The sequence below is a fragment of the Microbacterium sp. ET2 genome (genome assembly GCF_030347395.1).
Lineage (GTDB): Bacteria > Actinomycetota > Actinomycetes > Actinomycetales > Microbacteriaceae > Microbacterium > Microbacterium albipurpureum.
Genome location: NZ_CP128170.1, coordinates 1,967,586 through 1,984,675, shown reverse-complemented (window position 1 = coordinate 1,984,675; position 17,090 = coordinate 1,967,586). Strand labels below are relative to the sequence as shown.

The window sequence follows — 17,090 nt, the reverse complement described above, 5'->3', positions numbered from 1 at the left end:
TAGGGTGGGCCCGTGAGCGAGGACAGCACAGCCGGAACCCCGTCTGGCGATGGCGAGCCGGCGCGGCCGCAGCATCCGGATGTGGCGCTCTGGCGGACCGCCACCCGCGAGGACATCGATGCCATCCACGGGGTGTTCGCGGCGGCGGACGCCGTCGATCACCCGTCGTGGATCACCCCCCGCGAGGAGGTGGCCGACACGTTCGACCTGCCGCACATCGATCACGCCCGTGACACCCTCGTCGGATTCGCCGAGGACGGCACGGCGATCGCCGCCGGGAGTTCGTTCCTCCACCCCTCGCGGGATGAGAAGCTCAGCGTCCACCTCGCGGGCTCGGTGCATCCCGCGTGGCGCCGGCGCGGCATCGGCCGTGAGCTGTTCGCCTGGCAGAACGCGCGCGCGGAGCAGCAGGTCGCCGAGGCCGCTGCGGTGGCGAGTGCGGAGCTGCCCTCTGAGCTGAAGACGTACGCAGAGGCGGTCAACGTCGGTCATCAGGCCCTCGCCTCCGCGTTCGGCTTCGCTCCGGAACGATGGTTCGCCACCATGGTGCGCCAGCGGTCGGCCGTGCCCGACATCACGAAGCCCGACGGCGTCGAGGTCGTCGCGTACTCCAGCGACCGGGAGGACGATGCGCGCATGGCGCGCAACGACGCCTTCCGTGACCACTGGGGCAGCCTCCCCTCGACACCGGAAGGGTGGCGGAAGTTCGTCGGCAGCGAGTTCTTCCGTCCGGATCTGTCACGGATGGTGATCGACGCCGACGGGCGGATCATCGCCTTCTGCCTGGTCACCGTGAACCGCGACGACTGGGAGGCCCGCGGGCGCAGCAACGCCTACATCGACCTCATCGGCGTGGTGCGCGACCGGCGGCGTGAAGGGCTTGCACCGCTCGTCATCTCCCATGCGCTGAGCGCGATCGCCGACGCCGACATCGACGAGGCGATCCTCGACGTCGACACCGCGAGCTCGACCGGAGCGAACACGCTCTACGAGGGCCTCGGCTTCGTCGCCGAGGAGCGTTCCGTCGCCCTCGTCCGGCACCCCTAGTGGTGGAAGCTGCCCGCCTCCTCCTCCGACATGGGCACCGTGATCGGGTGAGTGCCGAAGTGCGCGATGGCCGCGCGATAGTCGTCCATCAGCAGTGACGCCTCGTCGCGTCCGAAGCCGTGGCGGACGAGGATGCGCTGCACCACAGTGTTCTCGCAGTCGGCGGGGAGCGAGTAGGCCGGGACCAGCCACCCACGCGTGCGCAGCCTGTCGGCCAGGTCGAAGAGGGTGAAGGGCGCCTCCTGTCCGGCTTTCAGCCGCCAGGAGATCGCAGGGATGCCGCCGGCCGGCGACCCGTCGTGGATGACCTCGAACGGGCCCAGCGCGGCGATCTCGGCGGCGAGGTGCTGCGCGGTGTCGTAACAGGACTGCTGCACCCGGCGGTATCCCTCCCGCCCCAGGCGGAGCAGCAGGTAGTACTGGGCGACGACCTGCCCGGCGGGCCGGGAGAAGTTCAGCGCGAAGCTCGGCATGTTGCCGCCGAGGTAGTTCACGTCGAAGATCAGGTCCTTCGGCAGATCGGCGGCGTCGCGCCAGATGATCCACCCGACACCCAGCGGCGCGAGCCCGAACTTGTGACCGCTGGCGTTGATGGACTTCACCCGCGGCAGGCGGAAGTCCCAGACCAGGTCGGGAGTGACGAACGGGGCGAGGAACCCGCCACTGGCGGCGTCGACGTGCATCGGGACATCCAGGCCGGTGTCGCGCTGGAGCCGGTCGAGCGCGTCGCTGATGGCGCTGACCGGCTCGTACGCGCCGGTGAAGGTGACTCCGAGGGTCGGGACGACACCGATCGTGTTCTCATCGACGCGGGCCAGGGCCTCCTCGGGGGTCATCAGCAGCCGGTCCTCCGCCATCGGGACCTCTCGGAGCTCGACGTCCCAGTACCGAGCGAACTTGTGCCAGCACACCTGCACGGGCCCGGTGACGAGGTTCGGCCGGTCGGTCGGCTGGCCCGCGGCGCGACGGCGCTCGCGCCACTTCCACAGCAGCGCCATCCCGCCGAGCATCGCCGCCTCGCTGGAACCTGTCGTGGACGTCCCCATGGTGTCGGCGGCATCGGGCGAGTTCCACAGGTCGGCGATGATGTGCACACAGCGCTCCTCGATCGCCGCCGTCTGGGGGTACTCGTCCTTGTCGACCATGTTCTTGTCGATCGACCGCGCCATGATGTCCTGGATCTGCGGCTCGAGCCAGGTCTGGCAGAAGGTCGCCAGGTTCTGCCGTGAGTTGCCGTCGAGCATCAGCTCGTCCACCACGATCTGATGCGCCCGGTCGGGCAGGTGCTCGTCGTCGGGGATCCGGTACTTCGGCAGCGTGGTCGCGGCATAGGGCGAGGCGAAGATCTCATCCAGCAATTCATCGCGAAGCGATTTCCGACTGTGAAGCACGTGCGTCCTCCTCGGAGGGCCGTCGGAGCGCGGGATTCGCGGCGAGGGATGACGACGGCCGGCCCTTCCGCCATCGTGCCGGTGTTCACAGGCGGGAGCCAGCATTGGGGGGTTTCTGGCAGGCTGGGGCGGGGCGCGGGGGGACCGACGCTCAGGCACGACAGAACTCAGACACGCAAGGGGAGTCATCCATGGAGATCGCCGGAGTCGTCGGCATCCTGATCATCGTCGGTATCGCGGTCGTCGCCGCGGTCGTCATCGGCCTGGTCGCACTGCTGTTCGCACGCAGCTGGATCAAGGTCGCCCGGGCCGACGAGGCGTTGGTGATCTCGGGTCGCAAGCAGAAGGTGCAGAGCACGGTGCTGGCGGCCGACGGCTCGAGCTCGTCGGAGATGTCGGAATCGCCGGTCACGGTGATCGTCAACGGCAAGTCGCTCGTGAACCCCATCACCCAGCGTCACGAGATCATCTCGCTGCGCTCGCGTCAGGTGTCGCTGAACGCCGAGGCGCAGTCGCTCGACAACGTCACGCTGAACGTCGATGGGGTGGCGATCGTGAAGATCGGCTCCGACCCGCTGTTCGTCCGGCGCGCCGCGGAGCGCTTCGCGTCGCAGGACGCCGCGATCGAGCAGTTCACCACCGAACAGCTCGAGGGTGCGCTGCGAGGCATCGTCGCGACCCTGTCGGTCGTGGAGCTGATGCGCGAGCGCAAGAAGTTCTCCGACCAGATCGCCGCCGACGTCTCCCATGAGCTCGCCGAGCAGGGTCTCATCCTCGACTCGTTCCAGATCAAGGGCATCACCGACTCCGTGGGGTACATCCAGTCCCTCGGTGCCCCTGAGATCCAGGCCAAGCGCCAGGCGGCCGAGATCGCCCAGACGAACGCCGACCGTGCGATCAACCAGAAGATCATCACCAACCAGGAAGCGAACCTCGTCGAGCAGACGGCACTCGACACCAACACCGCCAACGCCGCAGCCGGGGTCGGTCGCGCGCGCGCCGAGGCCGAGCAGGCCGAGCAGCTCGCCCGCGCCCAGGCCGAGCAGGCCGTTCTGCAGCAGCAGGCCGAGAACAAGCAGGCCCAGCTCGACGCCGACGTCAAGCGCGTCGCCGACGCGCAGCGGTACGAGGCCGAGACCCGCGCCCAGGCCGAGCTCTACACCCGCGAGCGGTCGGCAGAGGCCGCCGCGATCGAGCAGGTGAAGCAGGCCGAGGCGCGCACGCGGATCGCCGAGCAGCAGGCGCAGGCCGACCGTGCCCGCGCCGCCGGCGAGGCGGCTGCGGCCGAAGCGAAGGCCACCGGTGACGCGAATGCGCTGCGCGCCCAGGCCGACGCCGAAGCGACGGCACGCCGCCTGCGGTCGCAGGCGGAAGCCGACGCGATCCGCGCTGAAGGTGAGGCACGCGCTGCGGCCGTGCAGGCCGAGGCCGAGGCCATCGCCTCGAACCAGGAGGCCTTCCTGTCGCAGCGGGTGCTCGAGGTGCTGCCGTCGGTCATGGCCGAGTTCGCCAAGGGCTACTCCACGATCGGCAACGTGTCGATCATCGGCAGCTCCGGCGCCGACGGTGCGTCCGAGGTCGTCGGCGGCGACAGCGCCAAGGCGCTGCGCTCGGTCTTCGACAGCGTCGAGTCTGCTACCGGTCTCGACCTGGCGGGCATCATCCAGGGCCAGGCGGTCGGCCGCGGGATCGGAACGGGGATGGCGGGGGCCGCCGCGCCCGCCCCGCAGACCACGCCGTCGCGCCAGACGGCGAACCGCGGACCCGCCGAAGACACCACCCCCGACGTGTCGACGGACAGCTGACGGGTCGGCCCGGCATGGACGCGTAGCGAGCGACCACGCCGGGCGCAAGGCCCCCGCGCGGTGGCGCCCCCCGGCCTACCGTCGGACCATGACTGACACCTTCACTCCTCGGCACGCCATCGTCACCGCCTCCGATTCCGGCATCGGCGCAGCGACCGCCATCGCTCTGGCGGAAGCGGGGCTGGATGTCGGCATCACCTGGCACTCGGACAAGGACGGCGCAGAGAAGACCGCCGAAGAGGTGCGCGCTCGTGGCTCGCGGGCCGTCGTGACGCAGTTCGACGCCACCGATCTCGAAGGCGCCGCACGCGTCATCGACGCCTTGGCCGACGAACTGGGCGGAGTGGACGTCTTCGTCAACAACGCCGGCGGTGGGTCGGGTGGCCCGTTCCTCGATCTCGACGTCGAAGCCTGGCGCAAGGATGTCCTCCTCAACCTCGACGGCGCGTTCGTCGGGATGCAGGCTGCCGCTCGCCGCATGGTCGCGGCGGCCCACGGTGGACGGATCATCGCCATCAGCAGCGTGCACGAACACCAGCCTCGAGTGGGAAGTGCCGCGTACGTCGCGGCGAAGCACGGTCTGGGAGGTCTTGTGAAGACCATGGCGCAGGAGCTCGGCGAGCACGGCATCACCGTCAACGCCCTCGGTCCGGGTGAGATCGCCACGCCTCTGAACGACATGGACGCCGAAGAGGCCGAGAACACGCATCGCCCCGGCATCCCGCTCGGTCGTCCGGGCCGGCCCGACGAGATCGCGGCTGTGGCGGCGTTCCTCGCCTCGCCCGCGGCTTCGTACGTGACGGGCGCGAGCTGGGTCGTCGACGGCGGGATGCTGCAGATGGGACCGCAGGCGGGGTCGCACCTCACGTCCGACGAGTGGCGTCGCGCGGGGAGCTGAGGCAGGCGCCCGGGGTCGGTGTCTCGCACCGCCGCACTGGCCCGACTCCCGCTCATCCGTCGAGTGCGTCCGCCACGGCGTCTGATCGCGTACATCCACGACGGACGAACGCTCGGGAAGGCTCGGCCGACCGCCGGGCCGGGCTCATCCGTTGCTGCCCAGGTGCGCCCGGACGAGACCGGGCCAGGCGAGGACGTCGCGAGGCGTTCGGGCGATCGCCATCCGCGAGTTCGGGAGCACGTCGTGCAGCAGTCGAGCAGTGCTGAGCGGGTGGGCCGGGTCGTCCACCCACCCCAGCACGAGCGACGGCATCGACACGGTCCGGAGCACCGCTTCGTTCGGGAGGTCGGTCGATGCCGCACCACGCAGCACGGCGGGTAGCAATCTCTCGGGAACGTCGGGCGTCGTCGGCGGCGCGTCGCTGAGCGTGGGCGGGACGGGGGTCGCGCTGCCCATCGTGGCGAGCGCGTCGATTCCATGACGCTCCACCAGGTCGGCGTTCCTCCGATAGGCATCGGCCTGAGCCTTGCGCGTCGCGCCCGCCGTGGGAGGCACGAGGAGGGCCAGTGAGGCGAAACGCTGCGGCTCACGCACGGCCGCGTGCAGGAGAGTGCCCGTGCCCATGGACGGCCCGACGCCGTGTACGTGCTCACCCGGAGCGATCGCGTCGAGGAGAGCGAGGAGGTCGTCGGCGAGGCGGTCCCACCGATAGGACTCCTCGGCGACGTCGCCGGTGCTCGCGCCGTGTCCACGGGCGTCGTAACGGAGAACGCGCTGCGCGGTCAGGGCATGGCTGACCCCCAAGCCGAGGAGGTCGTCCCGGCGGCGCGACGACGTCAGTCCGTGCAGCTGCACCACCCACGGACCGTCGTCGCCCAGCACGTCGTAGACGAGATCGGCTCCGGGTCGTCTCAGCACCCCCACGGACGCCCCCCGTCATCACCGCGGAATCTCGTCCGCCTAGACTACGGCGCCATGCGGCTCACCTCGGTCACCCGGATGCACCTGCCGCCCGGAAGGCTGCACACCCACGTCGTGCGGACTGCCGGTCCCCTCGGGCGACGCCTGCCGGTGTCGTTCGACCAACGGCGGCATGTGTCGGAGGGCGCTCGACCGGCATCCTGGATGGCCGTCGCCTTCCGTCTGCCCGACGACATCGACCGCGACCTGCTCGGACACGCATGGATGCGGGTCGTCGCCCGCCACGGCACCCTCCGGACCGTGTTCGTCGCCGACGACGAGTCGACCGGACGCGGATTGGCTCTTCATGAGGTCGACGTCGTCGCCGAAGGCTGGACGTCGGCTCATGGGGGCGAGATGAGTGCGACAACCGAGCACGTGCGGAGGCTGGTGCGAGACGTCTTCGACGAGGTGTGCTCCCCCTTCGCACAGCCTTCTCACCGGCTCTGCCTCGTCGAGCCGGCGGACGGGGCTGCCGCCACCGTGATCATCGGGGCCGATCACTCCCACGTCGACATGCTGTCGTGGCAAGTGCTGGTGCGCGATCTGCTCGCGGCGGCGGTCGATATCCGCGAGGGGGTCGAAGAGCCCCCCATCCCGGCACCGGCTTTCGCAGACCACACCGCCGAACTCGCGGCCATGCCGTCCGCACCGGCCACGATCATCGAGCGGTGGAGGCGGGTTCTCGACGCCGAGGGCGGAACCATGCCGACGTTCCCCCTTCCGCTCGGCGATGTGTCCCGGCCGGGTCCCGCGCACGTGGAGGTGCACGATGTGCTCGATGCGGCGACGCTTGCACGCTTCGACGCCCGCGCCGCCGCGCTCGGGGTCCGCCCGATCGCACTCGCGGTGTCTGTCCTCACATCCGCCACGGCGCGTGTCGCCGGCGGTGCGCCGTTGCGCGCTGTGTTCCCTGTGCACAGCCGACACGAACGCCGATGGCATGATGCGGTCGGCTGGTTCATCACCAACGCCGTCCTGGAATCCGCCGACCCCGATCCGGACGCCTGCGCGGCAGCGGTCCGCGACGCCGTCGCCCTGGGCTCGTATCCGCTTGCGCCGATCCTCGCGCCGTACGGCGGCATGCCGATGGGTCCCGGGATGTTCGCCCTCTCCTGGCTCGACGCCCGCCGGCTGCCGATACGCGCCGACCCCACCTGGGAGGTTCAGCACGTGTCCGCCGCGGTCGACGTCGACGGAGTGATGGCCTGGTTCACCGTGACCGATCATGGCCTGCAGATGCGGTGTCGCTTCCCTCAGACGGCCGAGGCCGAGACGAACGTGGACCGCTGGTCACAAGCCGTGGTGACGGGGCTGCGTGCTGCCGCGGAATGACTGCGCGATCCCGGACCCCTTGCCTGATCCCGGATCGCTGGGTACTCTCGAGGTCCCCGACGGAAGGATGTCGATCATGAGAGCCTACGTACGCTGAAGTACCAAAACGAGCCCCCGCCCGATGTGATCGAGCGGGGGCTTCGTCGTCGGGCGCCGTCAGGAGAGGCGGCGCATCTCCGACTGGATCTGCTCCTCGTTCGGACCCGTGTTGACTGGACCGAACGCACGGATGCCGGTGAATGCGACGCCGACCGCGATGCCGGCGATCGGCCAGACGGGCCAGAAGCCGCCCATGCCGGTCGCGAGCCAGATCACGATGAACATCGCGGAGAGGACGACCCACGTGATGAGGGCAGACCAGAAGTGCTGCTTCGCCTTGAGCCGCTGCACGGCGCGCGTCCTGAGATCGCCCTGGTCCGTCATGGCTAGATCATAGGGGGCGACGCGTCGGCTTCGCGGGGCGGATTCGCGCGGCTGTGGCAATTCGTCCGTCGCACATGTACGCCCGGGCCCGCCGGACGCGTACATCGTCGACGAACGAACCGGGCGGACGGGCAGACGGATGACGCGCGTCGAGGTCACCGCACCATTCGCGCATCGGTGATCAACGGGGCATGCGGGTCGGTCTGGCGTTCGACGGCTGTTCGATCGTCCGATGCGCGCTGAGACGGCACAGAGCGCTTCCTCACGTCTCGGCGAGTGCTCTCCCGAGTGCGTGACCTGAGCCCCACGCCGTGCGGACGGCGGCCCGGTCACCCCAGGCATCGCCGCAGGCAGACAGCCCCGGAGTCCGGAAGAACGGCTCCCCGGTCGTTCCGACGGGGCGGGCGAACGTCCAACGATGGGCGAACGTCGCGGTGGGTTCGGCGTCGATCCGCAGCAACCGCCGCGCGGCGTCGAGCACGGGCGGGATCGCCGTCGCGGGATCGTGGAGATGCCTGCGCGCGCGCTCGGCCGTCGTGTGCACGACGAGCACAGGCGCGGCGTCGCCCCGGCGGTCACCGTCGTCGGCGACGAACGACACGTCCGGGTCGGCCTCGACGAAGGCGCCGTGCAGGTCGATCGGCCATTGCCGGCCGTCCCACCGCAACGCCACCGCGATGACCGGCTCCCAAGTCAGCTCGCTGGCGGGAGCCGTGTCGAGAAGGCGCGCAGCCTGGGGGCCCGGCATCGCAAGAACGACCTCGCCGGCTTCGTCACCGTCGATGCGGTGCGGCTCGACGCGTCCGACGGTGTGTTCGGTGCGCACATCGAGGCCTTCCGCGAGATCTACAGCCAGCGATCGCAGCCCTCGCGGCGCAGCCCAGCGCATCGGTCCTTTCTTGCGCGTCTGTTCACCGTCGGCATCGATCACGGCGAAGGTGTCGGTCCAGGGGCGTGCGAGGCCACGATCCGCCCATCCGCGCACGACGCTGTCGAAGTCCGAATCGTCCGAGACGAAGTAGGAGGCGCCGAGATCGACCGGGCGTCCCCAGAGCGTTCGGCTCGAGAGACGCCCACCGACACGGCGGCCGCGGTCGAGAACGCGCACCGACAGGCCGCGGGCCGTGGCGGCTCGGGCGCAGGCGAGTCCGGAGATCCCGCCACCGACCACCGTCACGTCCGCTGTCATGTAAGAATCCTGGCGTGCCCGCGGGCCAGGTCGGGCCGCAACTCGAGAGTCGGCCGGCATCGCGAGTGACGATGGGAGCAGGAGGTCTGGCGAATCAGCCGACGTCGTCGGGAGCCTTGATGAACCTCAGCTCGTCTTTGAACATCGCCCAGCGAACATCGGTAACGGTGAAGAGATATGACGCGCCGTATCCCTCTGCATCGACCCAACCGGGGTCACCCTTGATCGCCAGGTAGATCCCCTCGGGCGCGCTGATGCGATCGAACCCGGCCGTCTCAAGTCCTGCCTGAGCGGCGCTGGCGGCCTCAGCATCTATCGGTGCCCATGCGAGGGTGACGACGTTGTCCGTTCCGACGTTCGGATCCGCGCTCCACACACAGGCGATGCTTCCCGATGGCGCGCCGTTCGGGAACTCGCTGAAGGGCCATCCGGTCTCATCGGGCGAGCTCGCAACCCACCCGGACTCCTCCATCACGTTCTGGAACTCAGCAGTGGACGTGTTGTCGCATGTTGCTGCGACAGCAGATGGGGCGGTGGCCGTCGGCGTCGGCGTCGGCGACTCGCCAACCGAAGCGCCAGGAGTCGAGTTCGGCGCTGCCGACGGTACGCCGGCGCAACCTGTCAGAGCAAGAGCGAGGAGGGCGGAGGCCGCAAACGCGGCACGAACGTGAGCGGCGATGAGAACTCCTAAATTCTTCGGCAGCTCACTCTACGATCCCTGCGCTGCCGAATCGGCCCGCGATGCCGACTCGTGATCAAAGTCACACACGCCCCGCGTTCGTTCGATCGGATAGACGTCGGGGCGACACACCCGACTCGATGGCTGGCGTTCCCCGACCGCGAGGAACGTCCTTGCTGAGGACTTCCGACTCGATAACCAGGAGTGGATGCGACGATGTGTCCATGACCGCTGCCGCGACCTCGCCGCGATCGACCACCCGCTGGGCGACCCGCGCGCTCCAGCCGCTGATCCTCGTGGCGATCATGTGGGCCGTCACGGCATTCGACGTGGTCCTGCCCGGAAGCTGGGTTCGGGTGTTCGGCATCGAGTCATGGGCTCTCGACGGCCTCGACGGCATCCTGCTCGCCCACGGCCTGCACACCGGGTGGCCGCACCTGCTCGCCAACACGATCCCGTTCCTCGTCCTCGGGGTGCTCGTCGCACTCGACGGCATCGGCCGGTTCTGGGCGGTGACGGCCATCGTCGGGGTGATCGCTGGTGTAGGGACGTGGATCGTGAATTCACCCGGCACCATCACCGTAGGCGCGTCCGGCATGGTCTTCGGCTACTTCGGCTACCTGGTGGTCCGGGCATTCGTGGCGAGGTCGTTGGGCCACGGCATTCTCTACGCGCTTATCGCCCTGACGGTCATCGCCATCTACGGCGGCAGCATGCTGGCCGGGATCTTCCGCGCCGCGGACGGCATCTCTTGGCAGGCGCACCTCTTCGGCGCGATCGGGGGAGCGATCGCGGCGCTCGCCCTTCGCCGAGCGCGCGCCGGCACCCGGTCGAGAGCCCCGGAGCCGCACTCCCGCATCAGGTGACGTTCCCCAGAGTCACCGTCAGTCTCATGGCCCAGGCATTCGCGGATGCGAGGACTCGCACGGGTGTTCATCCCGCTGTCCTACATCCCCACAGCCATGTCGGTGAACCGGGAGAAGTGACCCTGGAACGCCACGACGACCGTGTCGGTCGGGCCGTTACGGTGCTTCGCCACGATCAGATCGGCTTCGCCGGCGCGGGGGCTGTCGCGCTCGTACGCCGCCTCCCGGTGCAGGAGGACGACCATGTCGGCATCCTGCTCGATCGACCCCGACTCGCGGAGGTCGGACAGGGCAGGCTTCTTGTCGGCGCGCTGCTCAGGACCACGGTTCAGCTGCGACAGGGCGATCACCGGTACCTGCAGCTCCTTGGCGAGAAGCTTCAGGGCACGAGAGAATTCCGAGACCTCCTGCTGCCGCGACTCGACGCGCTTGCCGCTCGTCATCAGCTGGAGGTAGTCGATGATGACCATCTTCAGACCCACGCGCTGCTTCAGGCGCCGGCACTTCGCGCGGATCTCGACGAGGGTCATGTTGGGGCTGTCGTCGATGTAGAGGGGCGCGTCGTTGATGCGCCCGCGGGTGGAGGCGATCGTCGTCCAGTCGCGCGAGTCGAGCGTGCCCTTGCGCATGTTCTGCAGCGGCACCGCGGCCTCGGCGCTCATCAGACGCATCGCGATCTCACTCCGCCCCATCTCGAGGGAGAAGACGATGGTGGGCATGTTGTTCTTGATTGCGGCGGCGCGCGCGAAATCCAGAGCCAGCGTTGAGTTGTGCGTCGGGATCATCGATTTCCCGGCGAGGTACAGGTGGTCGTCGTTGTCCACCTGCACGCAGCGCACGGGGACGCTCGGGATCGGCCGGACCGCCGTGACATAACGGCGACCCGTCCGCGTCGCATCGACCGGACGCTCCTGCTCGTGGAGGGCGCGCTTGCGCTCGAGCCAGAACACGTCGTCGGTCGTCGAGAAGTTCAGGATGTAACAGGTGGATGATTCCGTCGATCTGCCGTTGACACGCTTGGTCGTACGTCCGCAGCGGTAACCGAGACTGACGATCAACTCGTACACGGAGTCGGCGAGCTTCTTGTTGGTCACGGCGAACTGGCACGATCCGACGCCCCGCACGACCGTGCCGTCGGTGTCGAGAAGCCCTGCCAGCAATTCGCGGCGCTGCGCCTCAGAGGCTCGCAGGTATGCGAGCGGCACGTGCTTGTCACCGAGCACGCCTGCCTTCCGCAGGAGGGCCGTGAATGAGCCGTGGTCGCGATGGCAGGCTGCGCAGCGCTGGGCTTCCCCCGAGAAGGGCTGGCCGCAATCCGGGCAAGACAGGCGCTCCGGGTGAGCGGCCTTGTTCTTCGGCCCGCAGGTGCGGCCGCACGTGCGGACGTGCGGGTGGCGAGCGCTGAAGCGGGTACCGCAGATCTCGCAGACCCGGATCAACTCCTCTCGCTCGAGGAGCTGGACGGAGTAGAGCATCCCGCCTCGAGCCTCGACACGAAGTCCGCTGCGGCGGATGAAACCGGGAATCTCGTCGGTCTCACTTGTGATGCGATTGCCGGCGGTGTGACCGTCGCCCAGCCACGCGCCGAGGGCGTACGGTGCCACCGGAAGGTCAGCGTGAGGAGCCTGAAGCGGTCGACCGTTCCGGACGGAGTGATTGGCCCGCTTCTCGGTGCCCACCGTCAGCGTCGCCGCCATCTGCTCAGTCGTGATGACGCTGGCGGTCGCACGGGCATTGCGACGCGCGGCGCGAGTCTCCGTCACCCACTGGTGCTCGGCGTCGGCGATGATGCGCGACCCGTCAGAGAACTCGACTTCGTAGCAGGGCCGGTCTGTCATGACCTCGGTGGTCGCGACGACCTTCGTCGGCCGTCCGTCGGCATCGAACAGTTCGTCCCCGACCTTGACCTCGCCCATGGTGGTCCAACCCGTGGGGGTGGGAAGCGGCGTGTCCAGGGCCAGGGCCTTGCCCATAGCGGGCCTCGCCGCCACGACGATCATCTGCCCGGGGTGCAGACCGTTCGTGAGCTGGTCGAGTCCCGCGAACCCCGTCGGGATTCCGGTCATCTGACCGTCGCGCCCGCGCGCAGCCTCGATCTCGTCCACGGCGGCATCGACCGCGATGGTCAGGGGAACGTAGTCCTCGGTCTCCTGCCCGCTGTTGACGGAGTAGATCTCGGCCTGGGCGTTGTTGACGAGCTCGATCGCGTCGCCCTCGCCCTTGTATCCCATCTGCACGATGCGGGTGCCGGCCTCGACGAGGCGGCGCAGCAACGCGCGCTCCGCGACGATCGACGCATAGTACCCGGCGTTCGCCGCGGTCGGGACGATCGAGGTGAGGGTGTGGAGGTAGTCGGCCCCGCCCGCTCGCTGCAGATCGCCGGTCTTGATCAACTCATCGGTGACGGCGATGACGTCCGTCGGCTCGCCATGCGAGTACAGCGACAGGATCGCCTCGTAGATGATCTCGTGCTTGGGGATGTAGAAATCGGCGCCCCGCAGCGTCTCGATGACGTCGGCGACGGCGTCTTTCGACAGCAGCATCCCGCCCAGCGTGCTCTGCTCGGCGGCCATGTCGTGCGGTGGCGTCCGCTCGGGTTCGCGGCGGCTACCCATGCGTTCATCAGAGATGTCTGCGATCGACATAGGCGATGTGTTCTCCCCGTTTTTCGTGCGCGCGCGGAAGCGACGACCCGTCACGCCGGCCCCGGGATCGGATGTTCCCGCAGCGTCCGCGTCGACGCTGTGCGTGCGGCTCGTCCTGAGCTCCCCTCACGGTAAGGAGGGGGTCGGACACTCGCAAGACGGCCTGTGGATAACTCTGTGCAAACTGTGCGCGAAACGCCGTCCGGCCTGTGAACAACGGTTGTGGACAACTCTGGGAATGGTCGCCGCTGCAGCATCCTCTTCAGCCTGTGACCTGGGCTTTGTTCGCTCACAGAATGTGGATAACGATGTGCTTGAAGTATTCGTTGAAGGTTTGCCGACTTGACAAACGGATGTGGACAACGTGGGCGGCATCCGGATGGTCACCCGGATGCCGCGACACCGCGAGGATGGAGGGGTGACGTATCAGATTCTCGAGGTCGCCGTGGACGATTCGCGCGCCGCGATGCTGCGGGCTGCCCTCGATGAGGACCTCGGGCGGCGTTATGGACCACTCAACCGAGACGAGCCCGCTGACGTCGCCGCCGCCCGCATCGAGGCGCTGCGCATCACGCCGGACGAGGTCGTATCGACCTGGATCGCGATCACCGACGACGGGCCGGTCGGGCACGTCATGCTCCGGCGCCTGGGCTCCGAATGGGAGCTGAAGCGCCTGATCGTGACATCCGCCGCCCGCGGCCGCGGGATCGGACGCGCCCTGACGGAGCGGGTCATCGAGCGGGCGCGACAAGGCGGTGCGCAGCGCGTCATCCTCCAGACGGGCGTCCCGCAACCCGAGTCGATCGCGCTCTACGTCAGCCTCGGATTCACGCCGACCCCCGTGTACGAGCCCTACCGCGCGACCATGCCGAACTCGCTGTGCTTCGAGCTGACGCTTGATCCGCGCCCTCTTGACAGGCTCATAGCTCGGTCATAGGGTCGGAAATCCAGGCACCCCAGATCCGCGCGAAGTTGCGCGGAGCGAGTCATTCGCGTGCGGAGGTGAAGGATGGACAGGGCAATTCTTGGTCGTAGCCCACGGCCCGTGCGGCTTCTGCTGACGGGTTTGGGCGTCGCGATCGGGTGGATGCTTGTGTCCTTCGTGCTCGGACTGTCGTCCTCGAGCGCCCTCGCCGACGAATCCGAAGACTCCGGGGGTCTGCTGGGCGCGGTAGGTGCGGTCGCCGAGGGCGGCGCTGACGCGGTGGGCGCGGTGACTCAGCCGGTCGCCGACACCGCCGGCGACGTGGTCGGCGGGGGAGCCACCGCCGTCGAGAAAGTGGCGGAGCCGGTGACTGACACCGCTGATGCAGTGGTGACGGGCGGTGCGGAGACCATCGAGAAGGTCGCGGAGCCCGTCACGTCGACGGCGGAGCCGGTGACCGACACCGCCGAGAAGGTGGCACAGCCCGCGACCGACACAGCCTCGACCGTCGTCCCGAGCGGAACCGAGACTGTCGCAAAGGTCGCCGAGCCCGTCGCCACCGTCGTGGCGACCGGAGCCGACACCGCAGCCGACACCGTCGAGAAGGCTGCGGAACCCGTCACCGACACCGCGGGCATCGTGGTCGGCGGCGCCGTGGACGCCGTTGAAGAGGTCGCGGCGCCGGCGACCGAACCCGTACTGGACATCGTCGACGAGCCCGTCCGAAACATCGTCGGCGAAGGAGCATCCGTTGTCGACGACTCCGTCGACACCCTCACCGCGACGGTGGGAACCGTCGTCGACGAGGTCACCGACACCGCGGGCGACCTGTTGGACACGGCCCCGCTGCAACCGATCGTCCGCCCGGTGGCCCAGGTCGCGTCGACGGCGCTCGACACCGTCGGAGACCTGACCGAGTCGGTGGGTGAGGAGCGTCCGGTGTCGGAGGTCGTCGATGTGGTGACCGACATCGTCGAGCACACCCCCGTCGTCGGTGAGGTCGCCGAGGAACTCGGCATCCCCGACTCGGTCCAGCAGGTCGGCGGATCGCTCGACAGCGGTGTCGGATCGGTCGGCGAGACCATCGGCGGATCCGGCGAGAACCTCGCTCCCGCCCCTCTCGTTCCCGCGCTTCCCATCGTCCGGCCGCCGCTGGCGAACGACCGGCCCGCGCTTCCGGCCACTGAGACCGCCGGGACCGTCGACGGCGTCGTACCCGTCGGTGCCCAGGAGATGGATGCCGCCGAGGCGGCCTCGTTCGCGGCATCCGGCGCACTTCAGCTCGTCCAGCGCCTGACCGGCGTGTCCCCCTCGACTGAGGCGGACATCCCCTCCGTCGTCGCGACCGCCGGTCCGAGCGACCCGGCCGAACTCGCCGCCGTCGCCATCGAGCGCGGCGGACCCTTCGACTCGCCCGGGGGAGTTCTCCCCGGCGATGCCACTGCCGCCGGATCCGGCGGCACCAGCCTCGGCGCCTGGGGGCTGATCGCCTTCGGACCGCTTTTCGCATACCGTGCCTGGATGCGTCGAGCCGGCCCTGCGGATGATCGCCTTCCCGGGGCGCCGATCTTCGAGACAGACGCTTCTCCCGACTGATCGACTCTGCGCCGCCCTGCGGCGCCGCCAGAGTCACCGCGTTCGCGCGACATCCATCAGTTCTAGGGAGAAACTTCCATGCACACGTTCGTCAAGCGTGCCCTGTGGGGCACGGTCATCGCCGGCGGTCTCACGCTGTTCGGCACATCGGTCGCCACGGCGGCCGAAACCACCGGAGAGGACGGACTCCTCTCCGGCACCCAAGCCGTCGTCGACCTCGACGCACCGGTCTCGGTCGTCGGCAATGCCGTCTCTGTCATCGGCGACAGCGAGTCGTCGTCCGAGGCCTCGACGGTTCAGTCCACCGGGGGCGGGTCGTCGGCGCCGGAACCGGCAGCCACCACCGACGGCTCTCACGGGATCGGGTCGGGTTCGCAAGCCGTGCTCGACGTCGAGGCACCCATCACCGTCTCCGGGAACGCGATCTCGGTGCTGGGTGACAGCTCGTCCGAGTCATCGACGACCACATCGGAACCGGTGTCGGCGCCAGTCACGGCCGAGACATCCGGCGAGGACAGCATCCTCGGCGGAACGCAGGGGGTCGTGTCGGTCGACGCACCGATCACCGTCGCCGGCAACGCTGTGTCGCTCATCGGCGACAGCGACAGCTCGTCGACCACCGACGTCAACACCGGCGACAACGGCGAGAGTGACGGGGGAATCACGGGCGTGACCTCCGGCGAGGACAGCATCCTCGGCGGAACCCAGGTCATCGCCCCGGTCACTGCACCCGTCACCGTCGCCGGCAACGCCATCTCCGGCATCGGCGACAGCGACAGCTCATCGACCACCGATGTCAACACCGGCAGCAACGGCGAAAGTGGCGGCGGAATCACCGGCGTGACCTCCGGCGAGGACAGCATCCTCGGCGGAACCCAGGTCATCGCCCCGATCACCGCACCCGTCACCGTCGCCGGCAACGCCATCTCCGGCATCGGCGACAGCGACAGCTCATCGACCACCGATGTCAACACCGGCAGCAACGGCGAGAGTGACGGCGGAATCACGGGCGTGACCTCCGGCGAGGACAGCATCCTCGGCGGAACCCAGGTCATCGCCCCGATCACCGCACCCGTCACCGTCGCCGGCAACGCCATCTCCGGCATCGGCGACAGCGACAGCTCATCGACCACCGACGTCAACACCGGCAGCAACGGCGGTGGGATCACGGGCGTGACCTCCGGCGAGGACAGCATCCTCGGCGGAACCCAGGTCATCGCCCCGATCACCGCACCCGTCACCGTCGCCGGCAACGCCATCTCCGGCATCGGCGACAGCGACAGGCTCATCGACCACCGACGTCAACACCGGCAGCAACGGCGAGAGTGACG

General features: G+C 68.9%; 14 protein-coding genes. 8 read left to right on the top strand and 6 right to left on the bottom strand.

The window, feature by feature from the left end; genetic code table 11:
- The first annotated feature begins 12 nt into the window (after nt 1-12).
- Nucleotides 13-1,047: a GNAT family N-acetyltransferase gene (locus tag QSU92_RS09540; protein ID WP_289261201.1), complete on the top strand. Its 1,035-nt coding sequence runs from the start codon at nt 13-15 to the stop codon at nt 1,045-1,047.
- On the opposite strand, the gene gad is transcribed toward QSU92_RS09540, so the two are convergent.
- On the bottom strand, nt 1,044-2,438 hold the full coding sequence (gad, locus tag QSU92_RS09535; RefSeq protein ID WP_289261199.1) for a glutamate decarboxylase: 1,395 nt from the start codon (nt 2,436-2,438) through the stop codon (nt 1,044-1,046). The two genes, QSU92_RS09540 and gad, sit on opposite strands and share 4 nt — an antisense overlap.
- Before the next feature lie 191 nt (nt 2,439-2,629).
- Between gad and QSU92_RS09530 the strand changes: the two genes are divergently transcribed.
- On the top strand, nt 2,630-4,243 hold the full coding sequence (locus QSU92_RS09530) for an SPFH domain-containing protein (RefSeq protein ID WP_289261197.1): 1,614 nt from the start codon (nt 2,630-2,632) through the stop codon (nt 4,241-4,243).
- A gap of 88 nt (nt 4,244-4,331) precedes the next feature.
- Nucleotides 4,332-5,141 (top strand): SDR family oxidoreductase, encoded by an 810-nt coding sequence (locus QSU92_RS09525; protein ID WP_289261195.1) that lies wholly within the window; start codon nt 4,332-4,334, stop codon nt 5,139-5,141.
- A gap of 144 nt (nt 5,142-5,285) precedes the next feature.
- On the opposite strand, the gene QSU92_RS09520 is transcribed toward QSU92_RS09525, so the two are convergent.
- On the bottom strand, nt 5,286-6,065 hold the full coding sequence (locus tag QSU92_RS09520; RefSeq protein ID WP_289261193.1) for an alpha/beta fold hydrolase: 780 nt from the start codon (nt 6,063-6,065) through the stop codon (nt 5,286-5,288).
- Nucleotides 6,066-6,116: 51 nt separating this feature from the next.
- On the opposite strand from QSU92_RS09520, the gene QSU92_RS09515 reads away from it, so the two are divergent.
- A complete protein-coding gene (locus tag QSU92_RS09515; protein ID WP_289261191.1) occupies nt 6,117-7,436 on the top strand; it encodes a condensation domain-containing protein in 1,320 nt (439 codons plus the stop codon).
- A 156-nt stretch (nt 7,437-7,592) separates the two neighbouring features.
- On the opposite strand, the gene QSU92_RS09510 is transcribed toward QSU92_RS09515, so the two are convergent.
- The 3 genes from QSU92_RS09510 to QSU92_RS09500 all read right to left on the bottom strand — a co-directional run bounded on the left by QSU92_RS09510 (nt 7,593) and on the right by QSU92_RS09500 (nt 9,523).
- Nucleotides 7,593-7,859 (bottom strand): 2TM domain-containing protein, encoded by a 267-nt coding sequence (locus QSU92_RS09510; RefSeq protein WP_289261189.1) that lies wholly within the window; start codon nt 7,857-7,859, stop codon nt 7,593-7,595.
- Nucleotides 7,860-8,121: 262 nt separating this feature from the next.
- On the bottom strand, nt 8,122-9,048 hold the full coding sequence (locus QSU92_RS09505; RefSeq protein WP_289261187.1) for an NAD(P)/FAD-dependent oxidoreductase: 927 nt from the start codon (nt 9,046-9,048) through the stop codon (nt 8,122-8,124).
- A gap of 94 nt (nt 9,049-9,142) precedes the next feature.
- The gene (locus QSU92_RS09500; RefSeq protein WP_289261186.1) at nt 9,143-9,523 is read right to left on the bottom strand and encodes a hypothetical protein; all 381 of its coding nucleotides are present in this window, start codon (nt 9,521-9,523) and stop codon (nt 9,143-9,145) included.
- A gap of 428 nt (nt 9,524-9,951) precedes the next feature.
- Between QSU92_RS09500 and QSU92_RS09495 the strand changes: the two genes are divergently transcribed.
- On the top strand, nt 9,952-10,593 hold the full coding sequence (locus tag QSU92_RS09495) for a rhomboid family intramembrane serine protease (RefSeq protein ID WP_289261183.1): 642 nt from the start codon (nt 9,952-9,954) through the stop codon (nt 10,591-10,593).
- Nucleotides 10,594-10,673: 80 nt separating this feature from the next.
- On the opposite strand, the gene dnaB is transcribed toward QSU92_RS09495, so the two are convergent.
- The gene (dnaB, locus tag QSU92_RS09490) at nt 10,674-13,136 is read right to left on the bottom strand and encodes a replicative DNA helicase (RefSeq protein WP_422880439.1); all 2,463 of its coding nucleotides are present in this window, start codon (nt 13,134-13,136) and stop codon (nt 10,674-10,676) included.
- A gap of 520 nt (nt 13,137-13,656) precedes the next feature.
- Between dnaB and QSU92_RS09485 the strand changes: the two genes are divergently transcribed.
- The 3 genes from QSU92_RS09485 (at nt 13,657) to QSU92_RS09475 (ending at nt 17,088) form a co-directional block, all read left to right on the top strand.
- A complete protein-coding gene (locus QSU92_RS09485) occupies nt 13,657-14,175 on the top strand; it encodes a GNAT family N-acetyltransferase (RefSeq protein ID WP_289261179.1) in 519 nt (172 codons plus the stop codon).
- Between the two features lie 108 nt (nt 14,176-14,283).
- Nucleotides 14,284-15,759, top strand: a complete 1,476-nt coding sequence (locus tag QSU92_RS09480; protein ID WP_289261177.1) for a hypothetical protein — start codon at nt 14,284-14,286, stop codon at nt 15,757-15,759.
- A 78-nt stretch (nt 15,760-15,837) separates the two neighbouring features.
- Complete coding sequence (locus QSU92_RS09475; RefSeq protein ID WP_289261175.1) at nt 15,838-17,088, top strand: chaplin family protein; 1,251 nt, start codon at nt 15,838-15,840, stop codon at nt 17,086-17,088.
- The last annotated feature ends 2 nt before the right edge of the window (nt 17,089-17,090 follow it).